This window comes from Streptomyces sp. NPDC048278, assembly GCF_040652195.1.
Lineage (GTDB): Bacteria > Actinomycetota > Actinomycetes > Streptomycetales > Streptomycetaceae > Streptomyces.
The window spans coordinates 134,703-148,043 of record NZ_JBEZLP010000028.1 but is presented as its reverse complement, the minus strand read 5'-3'; the positions used below and the strand labels follow the sequence as shown (position 1 = coordinate 148,043).

Here is a 13,341-nt window from a genome sequence, read left to right as displayed (position 1 = left end):
GGCCCTGGGGCGGCCCCGGCCTTACCCCCCCTGTTCGCGTTGGGCCCCGCGCCCCCCCCGGCTGCCCGCCCCCCCGACCCCCTTCGGTACGGGCGGCGGCTCCGATCGGAGCCGCCGCCCTTCCGTCCCCCGTCCCCCCGGCCTCTCAGTGGTCGGCGGTCTCGTTCCGGTACACCTGTCCGCCCTTCATCACGAACCGCACGTCCTCGGTCACCCCGATGTCGGTCAGCGGGTCGCCGGGGACGGCGACGACGTCGGCGAGCAGGCCGGGTTCGAGGCGGCCCCGGTCGTCGGCGTCGATCAGTTCCGCGGCGACGGTCGTCGCGGCCCGGAGGGCGGCCAGCGGGGTCATGCCGCGGTCGACGAGGGCGAGGAGTTCGCGGGCGTTGCGGCCGTGCGGGATCGCCGGGGCGTCGGTGCCGCAGGCGACCCGGACGCCGCGTTCGATGGCCCGCCTGGTCGTCGCCTTGGCGCGGGGGAAGACGTCGGCGGCCTTGGCCTGGAGTTCGGGCGCGGCCTTGGAGACGTCCATGCCGTCGGCGATGTAGGTGGTGGCGACCAGGAAGGTGCCGCGCTCCACCATCAGGTCGAGGGTCTCGTCCCCGGCCAGGAAGCCGTGCTCGACGCAGTCGATGCCCGCGTCCAGCGCGGCCCGGATCGCCCGGTCGCCCATGCAGTGCGCGGCCACCTTGAGCCCGGCACGGTGTGCCTCGTCGGCGATGGCGCGCAGTTCGTCGTCGGAGTACTGCTGGGCGCCGGCCGGGCCGGTATGTGACATGACACCGTTGGAGGCGCACACCTTGATGACCCGCGCCCCGTGCTTGATCTGGTAGCGGACCGCCTTGCGCACCTCGTCGACGCCGTTGGCGATCCCCTCCTCGACCGTCAGCGGCATGATGTGCGGCGCGAGCGCCTGGAACATGGTCGGGTCCAGGTGCCCGCCGGTCGGCGTGATCGCGTGCCCGGCCGGCACCACCCGTGGCCCCTCGATCCAGCCCAGGTCGATGGCCTTCTTCAGCGCCACGTCGAGCAGCAGGCCGCCGGTCTGCACGAACAGACCGAGGTTCCGTACGGTCGTGAAGCCGGCCCGCAGGGTGCGGCGGGCGTTGGCGACGGCGCGCAGGGTGCGGACGGCGGGATCGTCCTGGACGGGGTTGAGGGGGCTGCGGTGGTCGGGCCCGCCCAGGAGCAGGTTGACCTCCATGTCCATCAGGCCCGGCAGGAGGGTGACGTCGCCCAGGTCCAGTTCGACGGTGTCGGGCGGGACGGCCGTCGGGGCGACGGCGGTGATGTGTTCGCCCTCGATCAGCAGGTCGCCCGGCTCGACGAGTTCGCCCTTGTCGATGTCGAGCATGCGGGCGGCGCGCAGCCGGACCGGGGGCTGCGGGGTGCGTGGGCGGGGCATCAGGCGCCTCCCGCGGCGCGGTGGGCTCGCACGGCGCTCACACCGCCGGTTCGACGACGGCGTCGATGCTCGCCGGGCCCGTGTCGGGCACCCTGGGCTGCCGCCAGGCCTCCACCGAGAAGGCGACGGTCACCAGGGCGCAGAACAGCCACAGCAGGTGCTTGTCCGCGTCGGAGATGTCCGCCATGGAGACGTTCTGCAGGTACTCCGTGCCGGACGCGAGGAGCGGGAACGCCGCGTTGTAGAAGGTGTCCAGTTCGTCCATGGTGCTGGCGATCCGCTTGGCGTAACGGGCCTTCTCGGTGGGGACGGCCCAGTCGGCGAAGGGCTCCAGCGCGGCGAACTCGGGGGGAAAGACGGTGGCCATGGTTCGGTCTCCTCGGGTCAGCTCGCGGCCGGGGCGCCGGAGGTGCGCTGCTGGTACTCACGGACGTACTGCCGGGCGGTGCCGTGCAGATGGCGGAGCAGAACCTCCTGGTCGTTGAGGGGGAACTCCCGCACCGCGCGAGATTCGAGCATGGTCTGGGTCGCCTCCAGGGTGTTGCCGTCCTGCAGGCCGTACTCCTTGAAGGAGACGACGGCCAGCTCCTGCTGCAGGCGCTGGAAGGCGTTCTCGGGCGGGACGAAGTAGCAGGTCGCCTCGAAGATGTGGGTGTTGTAGGCGGTCGGCCAGTAGTGGTAGGTCAGCACCCAGTTCGGCCGCCAGATCAGCAGCATGAAGTTGGGGAAGAAGACGAACGAGTCCATGCCCCAGCGCGGGTCCCGGGTGGGGTTGACGGCCGGCGGCAGCTGCTCGGTGCTCAGGCCGATGTCCGGGGCCTCCCAGGGCCCGAACAGGCCGCTGCGCAGGGCTCCTTCGATGGGCTTGACCATCTTGCGGTCGTGCGGCGGGGCGATGCCGCCCCAGGAGGAGACCATGCTGTGCGGGCCGTCGATGTCGTAGTGCAGTGCCTCGTACCCGTACTTCTGGATCTTGCGGGCCTCGTCGGACACGTACTGGCCCGCGTGCAGGATCGGCGCGTGGTAGAACTCGGCGAACGCGTCGATGAACAGCTTCCAGTTGGCGCCGATCTCGGCGCGGTAGCGGTGCGCCTGGGTCATCTTGTGGAACGGGTAGCCCTCGATGCCCTTGGCGAACTCGCCCAGGAACTCCCGTAGCGGAGTGGTGTTCTCGGGGTCGAGGTTGACGAAGACGAACCCCTCCCAGACCTCCGTCCGCACGCCCTTGAGGCCGTACTGCGACTTGTCCAGGTCGAAGAACTCCTGCTCCTGCTGGACGAAGGACAGCTTGCCTTCGAGGTCGTAGCGCCAGGCGTGGTACTTGCAGGTGAACTGGCGGCAGACCCCGCTGGTCTCCTCACGGGGGAAGTCGTTCCACACGAGCTTGTTGCCGCGGTGCCGGCACACGTTGTGGAAGGCGCGTACCTCGTCGTCCATGCCGCGCACCACGACGACCGAGGTGCCGGCCGCGTCCAGCTCCTTGGTGAAGTAGCTGCCGCGCTTGGGGAGTTGCTCGACCCGCCCCACGTTCAGCCAGGTGCGCTTGAAGATCGCCTCGCGCTCCAGCTCGTAGTGCGCGGGGGTGATCGAGTCCTCGTACGACACCGGCTCCGTGCCGATCTTCAGGTGTGCGGTCCAGCTGCCCGCCGCGGGCTTCTTGAAGTGCGCCATGGGGTCTGGTCCTCCAGTCGCTTGTACGGAGGGGACTCACGATAATCTCAGTCTCTCCGAATGAGAATGCTATTCTCATTCCGGATCGGCCGTCAAGTCAGCCGATCGTCAGGAAGTGCGCGGAAGGCCGCGGGAGACCGCCACGGCCGGTCCGTCAGGATCCCTCCACGAAGGGGAAGATCCGGGTGAAGTCGGCCCCCGGCTCGGCCCGGGCGAACCGCTCCCAGACGGCCCCGGTCACCTCACCGATCGCCGCCGGGCCGTCCTGCTCAGCCACCGCCCGCAGATACAGCCGTACGTCCTTGTCCATCAGGGAGTTGGCGAAGCCGGCGGCGTAGCGGCCGGTGAGGACGTGGGCCGGGAACTTGTCGCCGGTGGCCGCGCTGCGACCGCTGGACTCGTTGAGCACGTCGAGCATCGTGGCCATGTCGAGTCCGGCGGCGAGCCCGAAGGCGACGGCCTCGCTGGTGGCGGCCAGGGTGGTCGCGGACAGGAAGTTGTTGGCGAGCTTGAGGGCCTGGGCCATGCCGGGACGGTCACCGACCCGGCGACGGCGGTCGCTCAGTCCGGCCAGCACGCCCTCGACGGCGGAACACGCCTCGTCGCCCCCGGCGTACATGACGGTGAGGGTGCGGGCCCGGGCTCCGGCGACCCCGCCCGAGACGGGGGCGTCGACGTACCCGATGCCGCTCCCGGCCAGGAGTCCGGCGACGGAGCGGGCGGCGGCCGGGCCGACGGTGGAGGTGTCGACGACGTACCGGACCCGCCGGCCGGGCGCCGCCAGTATCTCGTGGGCCACCTGCTCGGACGCGGCCCCGTCGGGCAGACTCAGCACCAACACGCCTGCACGGCGGGCGACTTCGGCCACCCCGGGGACGTGCACGGCGCCCTCGGGCGAGCGCCCGGCACCCAGCGCGTCATGCGTCACGACCGCATGTCCGGCACCCACCAGGTTCCCGGCGAGCACACTCCCCATGTTGCCGAGGCCGACGAATCCGACGCTCCCGGCACACGGTTCCCCGTCTCTCCCCCTGACCTCTCGTGTCTCTTCCACAGCTCTCCCGTAGCGAATGAGAATGCCACTCTCCTGAACTTGATTCAGCATTCCAGCAAACGGAGAATTGTGCTACCGTCCCCGATCGTCAGGGTGCCGGCCGAGAGGGAGCCGAACAGACCGTGAACGACTTCGAGGCGATCGACTTCTTCCGGGACGAGAGGCTCGTCGCGGACCCCTATCCCTACTTCGACGCCCTGCGCGGGCAGTGCCCCGTCCACCGGGAGAGCCATCACGACGTGATGATGGTGACCGGGTACGAGGAGGCGCTGCAGGTCTACAACGACACCGACACGTTCTCCTCCTGCGTCTCCGTCACCGGTCCGTTCCCCGGCTTCCCGGTCCCGCTGGAGGGGGACGACGTGAGCGGGCTGATCGAGCGGCACCGGGACGCGCTGCCGATGAGCGACCAACTGCCCACCATGGACCCGCCGGTGCACACCGACCACCGCGCGCTGCTGATGCGGCTGATCACCCCGAAGCGCCTCAAGGAGAACGAGGCGTCCATGTGGCACCTCGCCGACGGGCTGCTGGACGCGTTTCTCGCTCCGGGCGAGGGCGAGTTCATCGGCGGGTTCGCCGGGCCGTTCACACTCCTCGTCATCGCCGACCTGCTCGGCGTGCCGGAGGAGGACCGGCAGGAGTTCATGGACCGGCTCCAGCACCGCCCGCAGGACGGCGGTGTCGGCAGCACGGGGGACGACACACTGCACCACTCGCCGCTGGAGTTCCTCTACGGCCGCTTCGGCACGTACATCGAGGAGCGCCGCCGGGAGCCGCGCGAGGACGTGCTCACGGGCCTGGCGACCGCGACCTTCCCGGACGGCTCGACCCCGGAGGTCATGGACGTCGTCCGGGTCGCGGCCAACCTCTTCGCCGCCGGCCAGGAGACCACCGTGCGGCTGCTCGGCTCGGCGCTCAAGGTGCTCGCCGAACGCCCGGAGCTGCAACGGCTGTTGCGGACCGAGCGGGAGCGCATCCCGAACTTCGTCGAGGAGGCGCTGCGCGCGGAGAGCCCGGTGAAGGGCGACTTCCGGCTGTCCAGGGTGGCGACGACGGTGGGCGGTGTGGAGGTCCCGGCCGGGACCACACTGATGGTGCTCAACGGCGCCGCGAACCGCGACCCGCGCCAGTTCGAGGACCCGGAGACCTTCGACGTCGGGCGTCCGAACGTCCGTCGGCACCTCGCGTTCGGCCGCGGCGTCCACACCTGTCCGGGCGCGCCCCTGGCCCGCGCCGAGGCCCGGGTGACCCTGGAGCGGCTGCTGGAGCGCACCTCCGACATCAGGATCGCCGAGCGGGTGCACGGACCGGCGAACGCCCGCCGCTACCAGTACGTGCCGACCTTCATCCTCCGCGGCCTCACCCACCTCGACCTGGAGTGGAGCCCGGCCCGGTGAAGGTCTCCGTCGACGACGACCGCTGCCGCGGACACGGGGTGTGCTGTTCCGTCTGCCCGGAGGTGTTCGACCTGGGCGACGACGGCTACGCCGTGGTGGACGCGCCCGAGGTCCCCGCCGAACACGAGAACGCGGTCCGCTCGGCCGCCGCCCTGTGCCCCGAGCACGCCATCACCGTGAGCTGACGACGAGGAGCGCCATGCCCAAGGGTTACGTCATCTTCACCGAGGCCATCGACGACCCGGCCGCGATGGCCGCCTACGGCAGGGCGGCCGGGCTCTCCCTCGCGGAGAGCGGGGCTGCCGTGCTGGCCGTCGACTCGGGCCCCCAGGTGCTGGAGGGTGAGTGGCACGGTGACCAGACCGTCGTCCTGGAGTTCGAGTCGGTGGCGGCGGCCCGGGCGTGGTACGAGTCGGCCGCCTACGAGAAGGCCAAGCCGCTGCGGCAGGCGGCGGCCCGGACCAACGCCGTGATCGTGGCGGGGTTCGCGGCCCCGCCGGCGGCGGGCGGCTGACCGCGGACCCGCGCTCACGCGGTGGCGACGGCCGTTGCCGTGTGGACGACCGTCAGGAGCGAGGCACCCGCGATCATCGTCCATTTCCGCGTGCCGACCCCGATGGCGGCGTCGCCCACCTGGGCCGCGGCAGCCGCGGACAGCACGAGCGAACTGGCCGGTCCCGACCACGCGATCGGCGCCAGGAGGGCCGCCACCCCCAGCGGCACTCCCCTGGTCGCGTACATCCAGCCGTAGAAGCGTTCCCCGGCACTCGGCGTACCGCTCCCGCTCAGCGCCGCCGGACGCACACCTCCCACCAGCGCGAAGGCGATGCCGGCGACAGCGGCGACGGCGTTGGCCGCCAACAGAGCGTTCACGAGGCGTAGTCGGTGGACGGTTCGGTGCCGTACTTCGTCCAGACCTCCGCGACGGCGTCGGGCGACAACGGCTGCCCTGACTCGACCATCGCCTTGAGGTCGCGGAAGTACTGCACGTACAGGTCCGGGGTGAAGGTGTTCAGCATGACCGCCGTTTCGTCGCTCACGTTGGCGAAGGTGTGCGGTGCGCCCGGCGGGACCATGACCCATGTGCCGGCTCCGGCGTCGTAGTCGTCCTGCCCGACGGTGAACCGCACGCGGCCGGACAGGACGTAGAAGCCTTCGTCGTGCTGTGAGTGGCGGTGCTGCGGAGGGCCCGCGGTGTGCGGGGGGATGGTGATCTCACCCATTCCCAGCCGGTGCTCGGTGCTGCTGCCGTCTTCGAGGATCCGGATCGTCGACGGACCGCTGACGATGAGCTCGCCCTCGCCCGGACCGATGATCGACACCTTGGTCATGAAGCCTCCCTGGCTGGTGAGTTGCCGATGCCAGGACCCTACGGTCGGCCCCGTCCCGTATGCAAGTGGACTCTTAAAAAAAGAGTTGGCTCTCATAGTGGCCACCTCGCCGGTATGCTCTCGGTCGGCAGGAAAGGACGATCATGGCCGAGCGGAGAGGCCCGAACGGGCTCAGCAGTCAGATGGAACGCACCAGGTCGGCGATCGTGGCTGCGGCCCGCGACCTCGCCGACACCGGGGCGGAGATCACGATGCCGAAGGTCGCGGCCGAGGCACGGGTCTCGGAGGCGACCGCCTATCGCTACTTCCCCGACCTCCTCTCGCTCCTGCGCGCCGCCGTGATCACGGAGGATCTGGTCGCGGTCCTGCGATCGGCGACGCGCAGCGACGACCCGGTCGAACGGATCGGCCAGGCCGCGGAGATCCTGGGGCGGGCGGTGCTGCGCAGGCAGGGCGCCGTCCGGGTGGTCGTCGCCTCGACCATCGCGAAGCCTCCGACGGCAAAGGACCGTCCCGCCCACCGCTTCGGACTCATCCGGCACGCTCTCGCCCCATGGATCGAGAGCTGTGGCTCCGCGGGACGCGCGGACGTGGAACAACTGGTACGCGGTCTCGCCCTCGTGATCAGCGCCGAGTCGCTGTTCGCTCTGATCGACCTCTGCGACCTGACCCCTGACGACGCGGTCGCCGGCCTCGTGACCACGGCACGGCAACTGACCGCGGCAGCGGTTGCGGCCGTCGCAGCGGGCCCCGCCGCCGGCTGAACCACCGGCGGCCGGCTGCGTGTGCCGACAAACAAGGCGAGGCCCCGAGCCCCGGCTCCGCTAGCGTGCCGTCAGCGCGGCCCGCACCCCGCCGTCGACCAGGATGTCGACGCCGGTGAGGAAGGACGCCTCGTCCGACAGCAGGAAGGCGACGACGGCGGCCAGTTCCTCGGGGCGGCCCTCGCGGCCGAGGGCCGACTGCCGTACCAGCGCGGCCATGGAAGGGTGGTGCTCCGCCTCCTGCCGACCCTGCGGGGTGGCGACGACGCCGGGCGAGACCGAGCAGACACGTGCCCCGGCCGGCCCGATGCGGACGGCTTCCCGCTGCACGAAGCGCTGGACTCCGCGTTTGGCCCAGGTGTAGGCGACGCCGGGGTCCTCGATGTCCGGTCCGACGGCGGCACGGATGCGGTCGAGGAAGTCCTCGTCCAGCGGGTCCGCCAGGGCCTGTTCGGTCGCGGGCCGGGGTTCGGTGTCGCCGAACAGCGCGGCCATCGAGGCGAAGCACACCAGCGCCGTCCCCCGTGTGGCGAGCGGGCGCAGGGCCTCGGCCAGCAGTGCGGTGCCGACGAGGTCCACGGTGAGGATGCGGCGCCAGTCGGCCATGGTCGGCGAGATGCCGGCGGCGTGGGCGACGGCACGGAGGGTGCCGAGCTCACGGGCCCGGGCGGCGAGGCGGGCCAAGCCGTCGCGGTCGGTGATGTCCAGGGCGTGCGGTTCTACGACCGTCGTCCGCGCGGCCGTGGAGAGTTCCTCCGCAGCCGCGGAAACCGTCTTCTCGTCGAGGTCGACCAGCAGCAGCCGGTCCACCGTCCCGGCCAGGCGCCGGGCGCACTCCAGGCCCATGCCGCGCCCGGCTCCGGTCACGATTCCCACGGTCGCCGTCCGTCCGGGCTCCGGTGCGGCGGTCATGACGGCCTCCTGCCGGTCGCCCAGTACTGCTCCAGGACAGGTTGCAGCGCGCGGGTGACGAGTTCGATGCGCGGACCGGTGGGGCCCCGGTGGAACGCCCAGTACGGGGTGGAGTCCGGGCGGCGGCCGACGGCCTCGGACACGTAGCCGCGCCGGGCCAGTTCGGCGGAGTCGGCGGCCACGTCGTCGGACCAGTACCCGAGGTGGTGGACTCCCGAGTCGGCGGCCGGCTCCCAGAGGGTGCCCGGGACGCTGCGGACCAGCTCCAGCCGGGGCACGGTCATGGAGTACGTCGACGTCAGGTCGAGCACCGTGTCACCGTCGGGCAGGCTCACCTGGGCGGACGCACCCAGTTCCGTGCACCACCGGTAGCCGAACAACGCCGTCAACTCGGCGGCTGCCGCCGGGATGTCGTCCACGACGATCCCGACGTGGAACTGATCGGTCGCCTTCATTCGTACGCTCCCTGGGGTGTCACCGTGCGCAGGCAGAACCGGGTGAGATGGTCGACGTCGCCGTCCGTGGGCGGCGTCCGGCGCCACAGGTGGTCGGCGAGGCGGCCGACCGTGGCATGGGCGGCGAGGGACGCGTCCAGGTCGGGAGCGGTGCTGCCCAGCCGGGCGTAGGGCGCGCTGAGCAGGTCGGCGAGGAGGCCGGTGGCCGAGGGCGGGCCGGCCAGGAACCCCTCCCCCACGCTCTGCGCGTTCCACATCACGGCGAGCGTCGTCGCCGCCGTGTCGGGGTCCCTGGCCTGGGACAGGACGCCCTCGACCCAGCGGCGCACCTTGCCCTCCGGCGTGGGCTCCTTCGCCATCTGGTGGGCGATGTAGCCGCACAGGCGCTCGGTGCCGTCCTCCATGATCGCGGCGACCAGGGCGTCCTTCGAGCGGAAGTGCCGGTAGAACGCCTCGTTCGACAGTCCGGCTGCCGCCACGATGTCGGCGACGCGCGGGCGTGCGCTCGTGCCGCAGCGGCGCATCACCGCCCGTGCCGCGTCGAGGAAGGCCCGCACCTCGTCGCCGTACTGGTCGGCGCGCCGGGCCAGAGCGCGCCGGGCGATCCGGTCGGCCACACCGCCCGACGGCCGGTCCGCGGCACCGTCCGACGGCCGGTCCGCAGCGTCGTCCGGAGGTCGGTCCCGAGGCCGGTCCGACAGCGCGTCAGAAACCGTGTTCCGCGTCGCGGGAATTGTATTCTCCTTCACGAGAACGTTATTCTGGCACCCGCCGGAAGGAGACACAATGCCGTGGGACTTCGAGACCGAGCCGGACTACCAGGCGCAGCTGGACTGGGCGGACCAGTTCGTGCGCGAGGAGGTCGAACCCCTCGACCTCCTCTGGGACGGCCTGCAGTTCACCCCACCCGACGACAACCTCCGCCGCGTCCTCGACCCCCTCAAGAAGGAGGTGCGGGCGCACGGGCTCTGGGCGACCCATCTCGGCCCCGACCTGGGCGGCGCGGGCCACGGGCAGGTCAAGCTGTGCCTGCTCAACGAGATACTGGGCCGCTCCTCCTGGGCCCCGATCGTCTTCGGCTGCCAGGCGCCGGACACGGGCAACGCCGAGATCCTCGCCCACTACGGCACCGAGGCGCAGAAGGAGCGCTATCTGCGCCCGCTGCTCGACGGCGAGATCTTCTCCTGCTACTCGATGACGGAGCCCCAGGCGGGCGCCGACCCCAAGGAGTTCACCACCCGGGCGGTGCGGGACGGGGACGAGTGGGTCATCGACGGCTGGAAGTACTTCTCGTCCAACGCGAGGACCGCCGCCTTCCTCATCGTGATGGCCGTGACGGACCCGGACGGCGACCCGTACAAGAGCATGTCGATGTTCCTGGTCCCGGCGGAGACACCCGGCATCGTCATCGAGCGGAATGTCGCGCTCGCCGGTGAGCCCGAAGAGCGGGGTTCTCACGCGCTGGTGCACTACGAGGGCGTACGCGTGCCGGCGGACGCGCTGCTCGGCGGGGAGGGTCAGGCGTTCGTGATCGCGCAGACCCGGCTCGGCGGCGGGCGGATCCATCACGCGATGCGGACGATCGGGCTCGCGGGCAAGGCGTTCGACATGATGTGCGAGCGGGCGCTGAGCCGGCACACCCAGGGCACCGTCCTCGCCGACAAGCAGTTCGTGCAGGGGCACGTCGCCGACTCGTGGTCGCAGCTCCAGCAGTTCCGGCTGACCGTCCTGCACACCGCGTGGAAGATCGACAAGTACAACGACTACCGCAAGGTCCGCAAGGACATCGCGATGGTGAAGGTGCTGCTGCCGGGTGTGCTGCATGACATAGCACACCGCGCGATCCAGGTGCACGGCGCGCTGGGCGTCAGCGGCGACATGCCGTTGTTCCGGATGCTGCTGGGCGCGAGCGTGCTGGGCATCGCGGACGGGCCGACGGAGGTGCACAAGGTGACGGTCGCCCGGCAGGTGCTGCGGGACCACCGGCCCAGCGAGGACCTCTGGCCGAGCGGCTACCTGCCCACGCGGCTGGCCGCGGCCCGCGCCAAGTACGCGGAGTTCCTGGAGCCCGGGGCGGAGGCCCGATGATCGACGTCGAGCGGCTTGCGCCCTGGCTGGACGAGTCCGGGCTGCCCGGCAAGGGCGAGGCCGTCGAGCACCGGTTCGTCTCGGGCGGCGCGCAGAACGAGATCTACGAGATCCGGCGCGGCGAACTGCACTGCGCCCTGCGCATCCCGCCGCCCACCGCGCCGCCCGCCCGCGACGAGGGCATCCTGCGGGAGTGGCGGATCACCGAGGCACTGAACGGCACGGACGTCCCGCACACCGAGGCGATCGCCGTCTGCACGGACACCGCCGTCCTCGGCCGTACCTTCTACCTGATGGAGTTCGTCGACGGCTGGTCGCCGATGTCCACCACCGGCGGACGCGGCTGGCCGGAGCCGTTCGGCACCGATCTCGCCGCACGGGCCGGGCTGGCCTACCAACTGGCCGAGGGCGCCGCCCTGCTGGGCCGGGTGGACTGGCAGGCGAAGGGCCTGCACGACCTGGGTCGCCCGGACGGCTTCCACGAGCGTCAGGTCGACCGCTGGACCCGCTACCTGGAGCGGGCCAAGGGCCGCGAGCTGCCCGGCTTCGAGTCGGCCGCCGCCTGGCTGCGCGCCCACAAGCCCCTCGACTACGTCCCGGGCCTGATGCACGGCGACTACCAGTTCGCCAACGTCATGTTCCGGCACGGCGCCCCGGCCCGGCTCGCCGCGGTCGTCGACTGGGAGATGGGCACGATCGGCGACCCCAAGCTCGACCTCGCCTGGATGCTCCGCGGCTGGCCCGAGGACACCGGCGCCCCGGAGGCGGCCACCGCGTCCTACGTCGACCTGTTCGGCATGCCCTCGCGCGCGCAGCTGATCGAGCACTACGCGCGGGTGTCCGGCCGTCAGGTCGACGACATGGACTACTACGACGTCCTCGCCCAGTGGAAACTCGCCATCGTGCTGGAACAGGGCTTCCAACGGGCCGGTGACAACGAGAAGTTGCAGGCCTTCGGCCCGATGGTGCTGGAGCTGATGAAGTCCGCGGCGGACCTCGCGGAGACAACCGCCTACGGAGCCTGAACCGCGGGCGAGCACCGCGGCCGTACCGTCGTCGGCCGCGGTGCTCTCACGATCACACCCTCGCCATCACCCCTCACCCTCACAGCCCCAGCGACTTGGCGATGATCACCTTCATGACCTCGCTCGTTCCGGCGTAGATGCGGGTGATGCGGGCGTCGGCGTACAGCCGTGCTATCGGATACTCCGTCATGTAGCCGTAGCCGCCGAAGAGTTGCAGACAGCGGTCGACCGCACGGGCCTGCGTCTCCGTGCAGAAGAGTTTCACCTTGGCCGCGTCCGCGCCGGAGAGGTCTCCGGCGACGAGGTCGAGGACCGCGCGGTCCAGCATGGCCTGCGCGGCCTCGGTCTCGGCGGCGACGGCGGCGAGTTCGAACTTGGTGTTCTGGAAGGCCGCCACCGGCCTGCCGAAGACCTCGCGCTCCTTGACGTAGGCGATCGTCGTGTCCAGGGCGGCCCGTGCCTGCGCGACCGAGCCGACCGCCACCGTCAGGCGCTCCTGCGCGAGGTTGTGGCCCAGGTAGCCGAAGGCCGCGCCCTCCTCCCCCAGCCGGTTGGCGACCGGGATCCGTACGTCGTCGAAGGCCAGCTCGACGGTGTCCTGGACCTTGATGCCCAGCTTGTCCAGGACCCGTCCCCGGGTGAAGCCGGGCATGCCGTCCTCGACCACGAGCAGGGTCAGTCCCGCACGCCGGTCGGCGGGGTCCGCCGACGTCCGTGCGACGACGATCACCAGGTCGGCGAGGAGCCCGCCGGTGATGAAGGTCTTGGCACCGTTGAGGACGTACGTGTCGCCGTCGCGTACGGCGGTGGTGCGGATGCCCGCCAGGTCGGAGCCGGTGCCGGGTTCGGTCATCGCGATGGCGGTGAGCAGCCGGCCGGCGACGAGGCCGGGGAACCAGCGCCGGCGCTGTTCCGCGTCGGCGTAGGCGAGGAAGTAGGGCAGGATGACGTCGAGTTGGGTGCGTACGGTGCCCAGGGTGACCAGGGCCCGGGACGCCTCCTCCTGGAGGACGACGTTGTAGCGGTAGTCGGCGATCCCCGTCCCGCCGTACTCCTCGGGGATCGCGATGCCGAGGAGGCCCAACGCGCCCAGCCGTTCGAAGAGCTCGCGGGGCAGCCGGCCGTCCTGCTCCCAGGAGGTGTAGTTCGGGACCACCTCCTTGGCGACGAACTCCCGGACCAGTGTGCGGAATTCCTCGTGGTCGGCGGTGAAGATGTGTCGGCGCACCGAAAACC

16 protein-coding genes are annotated in these 13,341 nt (G+C 71.1%); 6 read left to right on the top strand and 10 right to left on the bottom strand.

From position 1 onward, the window contains the following. Positions 1-145: 145 nt before the first annotated feature. The 4 genes from AB0D74_RS36750 to AB0D74_RS36735 form a co-directional block, all read right to left on the bottom strand. A complete protein-coding gene (locus AB0D74_RS36750) occupies positions 146-1,405 on the bottom strand; it encodes an amidohydrolase family protein (RefSeq protein ID WP_362596591.1) in 1,260 nt (419 codons plus the stop codon). 37 nt (positions 1,406-1,442) lie between these two features. After that, complete coding sequence (locus AB0D74_RS36745; RefSeq protein ID WP_362596589.1) at positions 1,443-1,772, bottom strand: hypothetical protein; 330 nt, start codon at positions 1,770-1,772, stop codon at positions 1,443-1,445. Between the two features lie 17 nt (positions 1,773-1,789). Next, a complete protein-coding gene (locus AB0D74_RS36740) occupies positions 1,790-3,076 on the bottom strand; it encodes an aromatic ring-hydroxylating dioxygenase subunit alpha (RefSeq protein ID WP_362596587.1) in 1,287 nt (428 codons plus the stop codon). A 154-nt stretch (positions 3,077-3,230) separates the two neighbouring features. Continuing rightward, positions 3,231-4,181, bottom strand: a complete 951-nt coding sequence (locus tag AB0D74_RS36735) for an NAD(P)-dependent oxidoreductase (RefSeq protein ID WP_362596585.1) — start codon at positions 4,179-4,181, stop codon at positions 3,231-3,233. A gap of 71 nt (positions 4,182-4,252) precedes the next feature. Here AB0D74_RS36735 and AB0D74_RS36730 point away from each other — a divergent pair, with 71 nt between their 5' ends. The 3 genes from AB0D74_RS36730 to AB0D74_RS36720 are packed head-to-tail and all read left to right on the top strand — an operon-like array spanning position 4,253 to position 6,044. Beyond that, positions 4,253-5,530, top strand: a complete 1,278-nt coding sequence (locus AB0D74_RS36730; protein WP_362596583.1) for a cytochrome P450 — start codon at positions 4,253-4,255, stop codon at positions 5,528-5,530. Continuing rightward, positions 5,527-5,715 (top strand): ferredoxin, encoded by a 189-nt coding sequence (locus AB0D74_RS36725; protein ID WP_362596581.1) that lies wholly within the window; start codon positions 5,527-5,529, stop codon positions 5,713-5,715. The genes AB0D74_RS36730 and AB0D74_RS36725 overlap by 4 nt, the downstream gene beginning before the upstream one ends. 14 nt (positions 5,716-5,729) lie before the next feature. Continuing rightward, on the top strand, positions 5,730-6,044 hold the full coding sequence (locus tag AB0D74_RS36720; protein WP_362596579.1) for a DUF1330 domain-containing protein: 315 nt from the start codon (positions 5,730-5,732) through the stop codon (positions 6,042-6,044). 14 nt (positions 6,045-6,058) lie between these two features. Here the strand turns inward: AB0D74_RS36720 and AB0D74_RS36715 are convergent, their stop codons facing one another. Together AB0D74_RS36715 and AB0D74_RS36710 are read right to left on the bottom strand one after the other, a co-directional pair. Further along, the gene (locus AB0D74_RS36715; RefSeq protein ID WP_362596577.1) at positions 6,059-6,403 is read right to left on the bottom strand and encodes a hypothetical protein; all 345 of its coding nucleotides are present in this window, start codon (positions 6,401-6,403) and stop codon (positions 6,059-6,061) included. Continuing rightward, the gene (locus AB0D74_RS36710; RefSeq protein ID WP_362596575.1) at positions 6,400-6,861 is read right to left on the bottom strand and encodes a cupin domain-containing protein; all 462 of its coding nucleotides are present in this window, start codon (positions 6,859-6,861) and stop codon (positions 6,400-6,402) included. The genes AB0D74_RS36715 and AB0D74_RS36710 overlap by 4 nt, the downstream gene beginning before the upstream one ends. Before the next feature lie 143 nt (positions 6,862-7,004). On the opposite strand from AB0D74_RS36710, the gene AB0D74_RS36705 reads away from it, so the two are divergent. After that, positions 7,005-7,625 (top strand): TetR family transcriptional regulator, encoded by a 621-nt coding sequence (locus AB0D74_RS36705; protein WP_362596573.1) that lies wholly within the window; start codon positions 7,005-7,007, stop codon positions 7,623-7,625. Between the two features lie 60 nt (positions 7,626-7,685). Here the strand turns inward: AB0D74_RS36705 and AB0D74_RS36700 are convergent, their stop codons facing one another. The 3 genes from AB0D74_RS36700 to AB0D74_RS36690 are packed head-to-tail and all read right to left on the bottom strand — an operon-like array spanning position 7,686 to position 9,609. Next, positions 7,686-8,537, bottom strand: coding sequence for an SDR family oxidoreductase (locus AB0D74_RS36700; protein WP_362596571.1), 852 nt, complete (start codon positions 8,535-8,537; stop codon positions 7,686-7,688). Beyond that, entirely contained in the window at positions 8,534-8,992 is a 459-nt protein-coding gene (locus AB0D74_RS36695) for a VOC family protein (protein ID WP_362596569.1), read from the bottom strand. The genes AB0D74_RS36700 and AB0D74_RS36695 overlap by 4 nt, the downstream gene beginning before the upstream one ends. After that, positions 8,989-9,609, bottom strand: a complete 621-nt coding sequence (locus AB0D74_RS36690) for a TetR/AcrR family transcriptional regulator (RefSeq protein ID WP_362596567.1) — start codon at positions 9,607-9,609, stop codon at positions 8,989-8,991. The genes AB0D74_RS36695 and AB0D74_RS36690 overlap by 4 nt, the downstream gene beginning before the upstream one ends. A 169-nt stretch (positions 9,610-9,778) precedes the next feature. Between AB0D74_RS36690 and AB0D74_RS36685 the strand changes: the two genes are divergently transcribed. Together AB0D74_RS36685 and AB0D74_RS36680 are read left to right on the top strand one after the other, a co-directional pair. Continuing rightward, positions 9,779-11,080 carry an acyl-CoA dehydrogenase family protein gene (locus AB0D74_RS36685; RefSeq protein ID WP_362596565.1) on the top strand — a complete coding sequence of 434 codons (1,302 nt, stop codon included), beginning with the start codon at positions 9,779-9,781 and terminating at the stop codon, positions 11,078-11,080. Continuing rightward, positions 11,077-12,105, top strand: a complete 1,029-nt coding sequence (locus AB0D74_RS36680) for a phosphotransferase family protein (RefSeq protein WP_362596563.1) — start codon at positions 11,077-11,079, stop codon at positions 12,103-12,105. The genes AB0D74_RS36685 and AB0D74_RS36680 overlap by 4 nt, the downstream gene beginning before the upstream one ends. Positions 12,106-12,184: 79 nt before the next feature. Here AB0D74_RS36680 and AB0D74_RS36675 read toward each other — a convergent pair whose 3' ends face one another. Then, positions 12,185-13,333, bottom strand: coding sequence for an acyl-CoA dehydrogenase family protein (locus AB0D74_RS36675; protein ID WP_362596561.1), 1,149 nt, complete (start codon positions 13,331-13,333; stop codon positions 12,185-12,187). Between the last annotated feature and the right edge of the window lie 8 nt (positions 13,334-13,341).

Bases quoted from the DNA above. Each gene is read 5' to 3' on its own strand.
- AB0D74_RS36750 (WP_362596591.1), bottom strand. From the start codon at position 1,405: ATGCCCCGCCCACGCACCCCGCAGCCCCCGGTCCGGCTGCGCGCCGCC.
- AB0D74_RS36745 (WP_362596589.1), bottom strand. From the start codon at position 1,772: ATGGCCACCGTCTTTCCCCCCGAGTTCGCCGCGCTGGAGCCCTTCGCC.
- AB0D74_RS36740 (WP_362596587.1), bottom strand. From the start codon at position 3,076: ATGGCGCACTTCAAGAAGCCCGCGGCGGGCAGCTGGACCGCACACCTG.
- AB0D74_RS36735 (WP_362596585.1), bottom strand. From the start codon at position 4,181: ATGCTGAATCAAGTTCAGGAGAGTGGCATTCTCATTCGCTACGGGAGA.
- AB0D74_RS36720 (WP_362596579.1), top strand. From the start codon at position 5,730: ATGCCCAAGGGTTACGTCATCTTCACCGAGGCCATCGACGACCCGGCC.
- AB0D74_RS36710 (WP_362596575.1), bottom strand. From the start codon at position 6,861: ATGACCAAGGTGTCGATCATCGGTCCGGGCGAGGGCGAGCTCATCGTC.
- AB0D74_RS36705 (WP_362596573.1), top strand. From the start codon at position 7,005: ATGGCCGAGCGGAGAGGCCCGAACGGGCTCAGCAGTCAGATGGAACGC.
- AB0D74_RS36700 (WP_362596571.1), bottom strand. From the start codon at position 8,537: ATGACCGCCGCACCGGAGCCCGGACGGACGGCGACCGTGGGAATCGTG.
- AB0D74_RS36695 (WP_362596569.1), bottom strand. From the start codon at position 8,992: ATGAAGGCGACCGATCAGTTCCACGTCGGGATCGTCGTGGACGACATC.
- AB0D74_RS36685 (WP_362596565.1), top strand. From the start codon at position 9,779: ATGCCGTGGGACTTCGAGACCGAGCCGGACTACCAGGCGCAGCTGGAC.
- AB0D74_RS36680 (WP_362596563.1), top strand. From the start codon at position 11,077: ATGATCGACGTCGAGCGGCTTGCGCCCTGGCTGGACGAGTCCGGGCTG.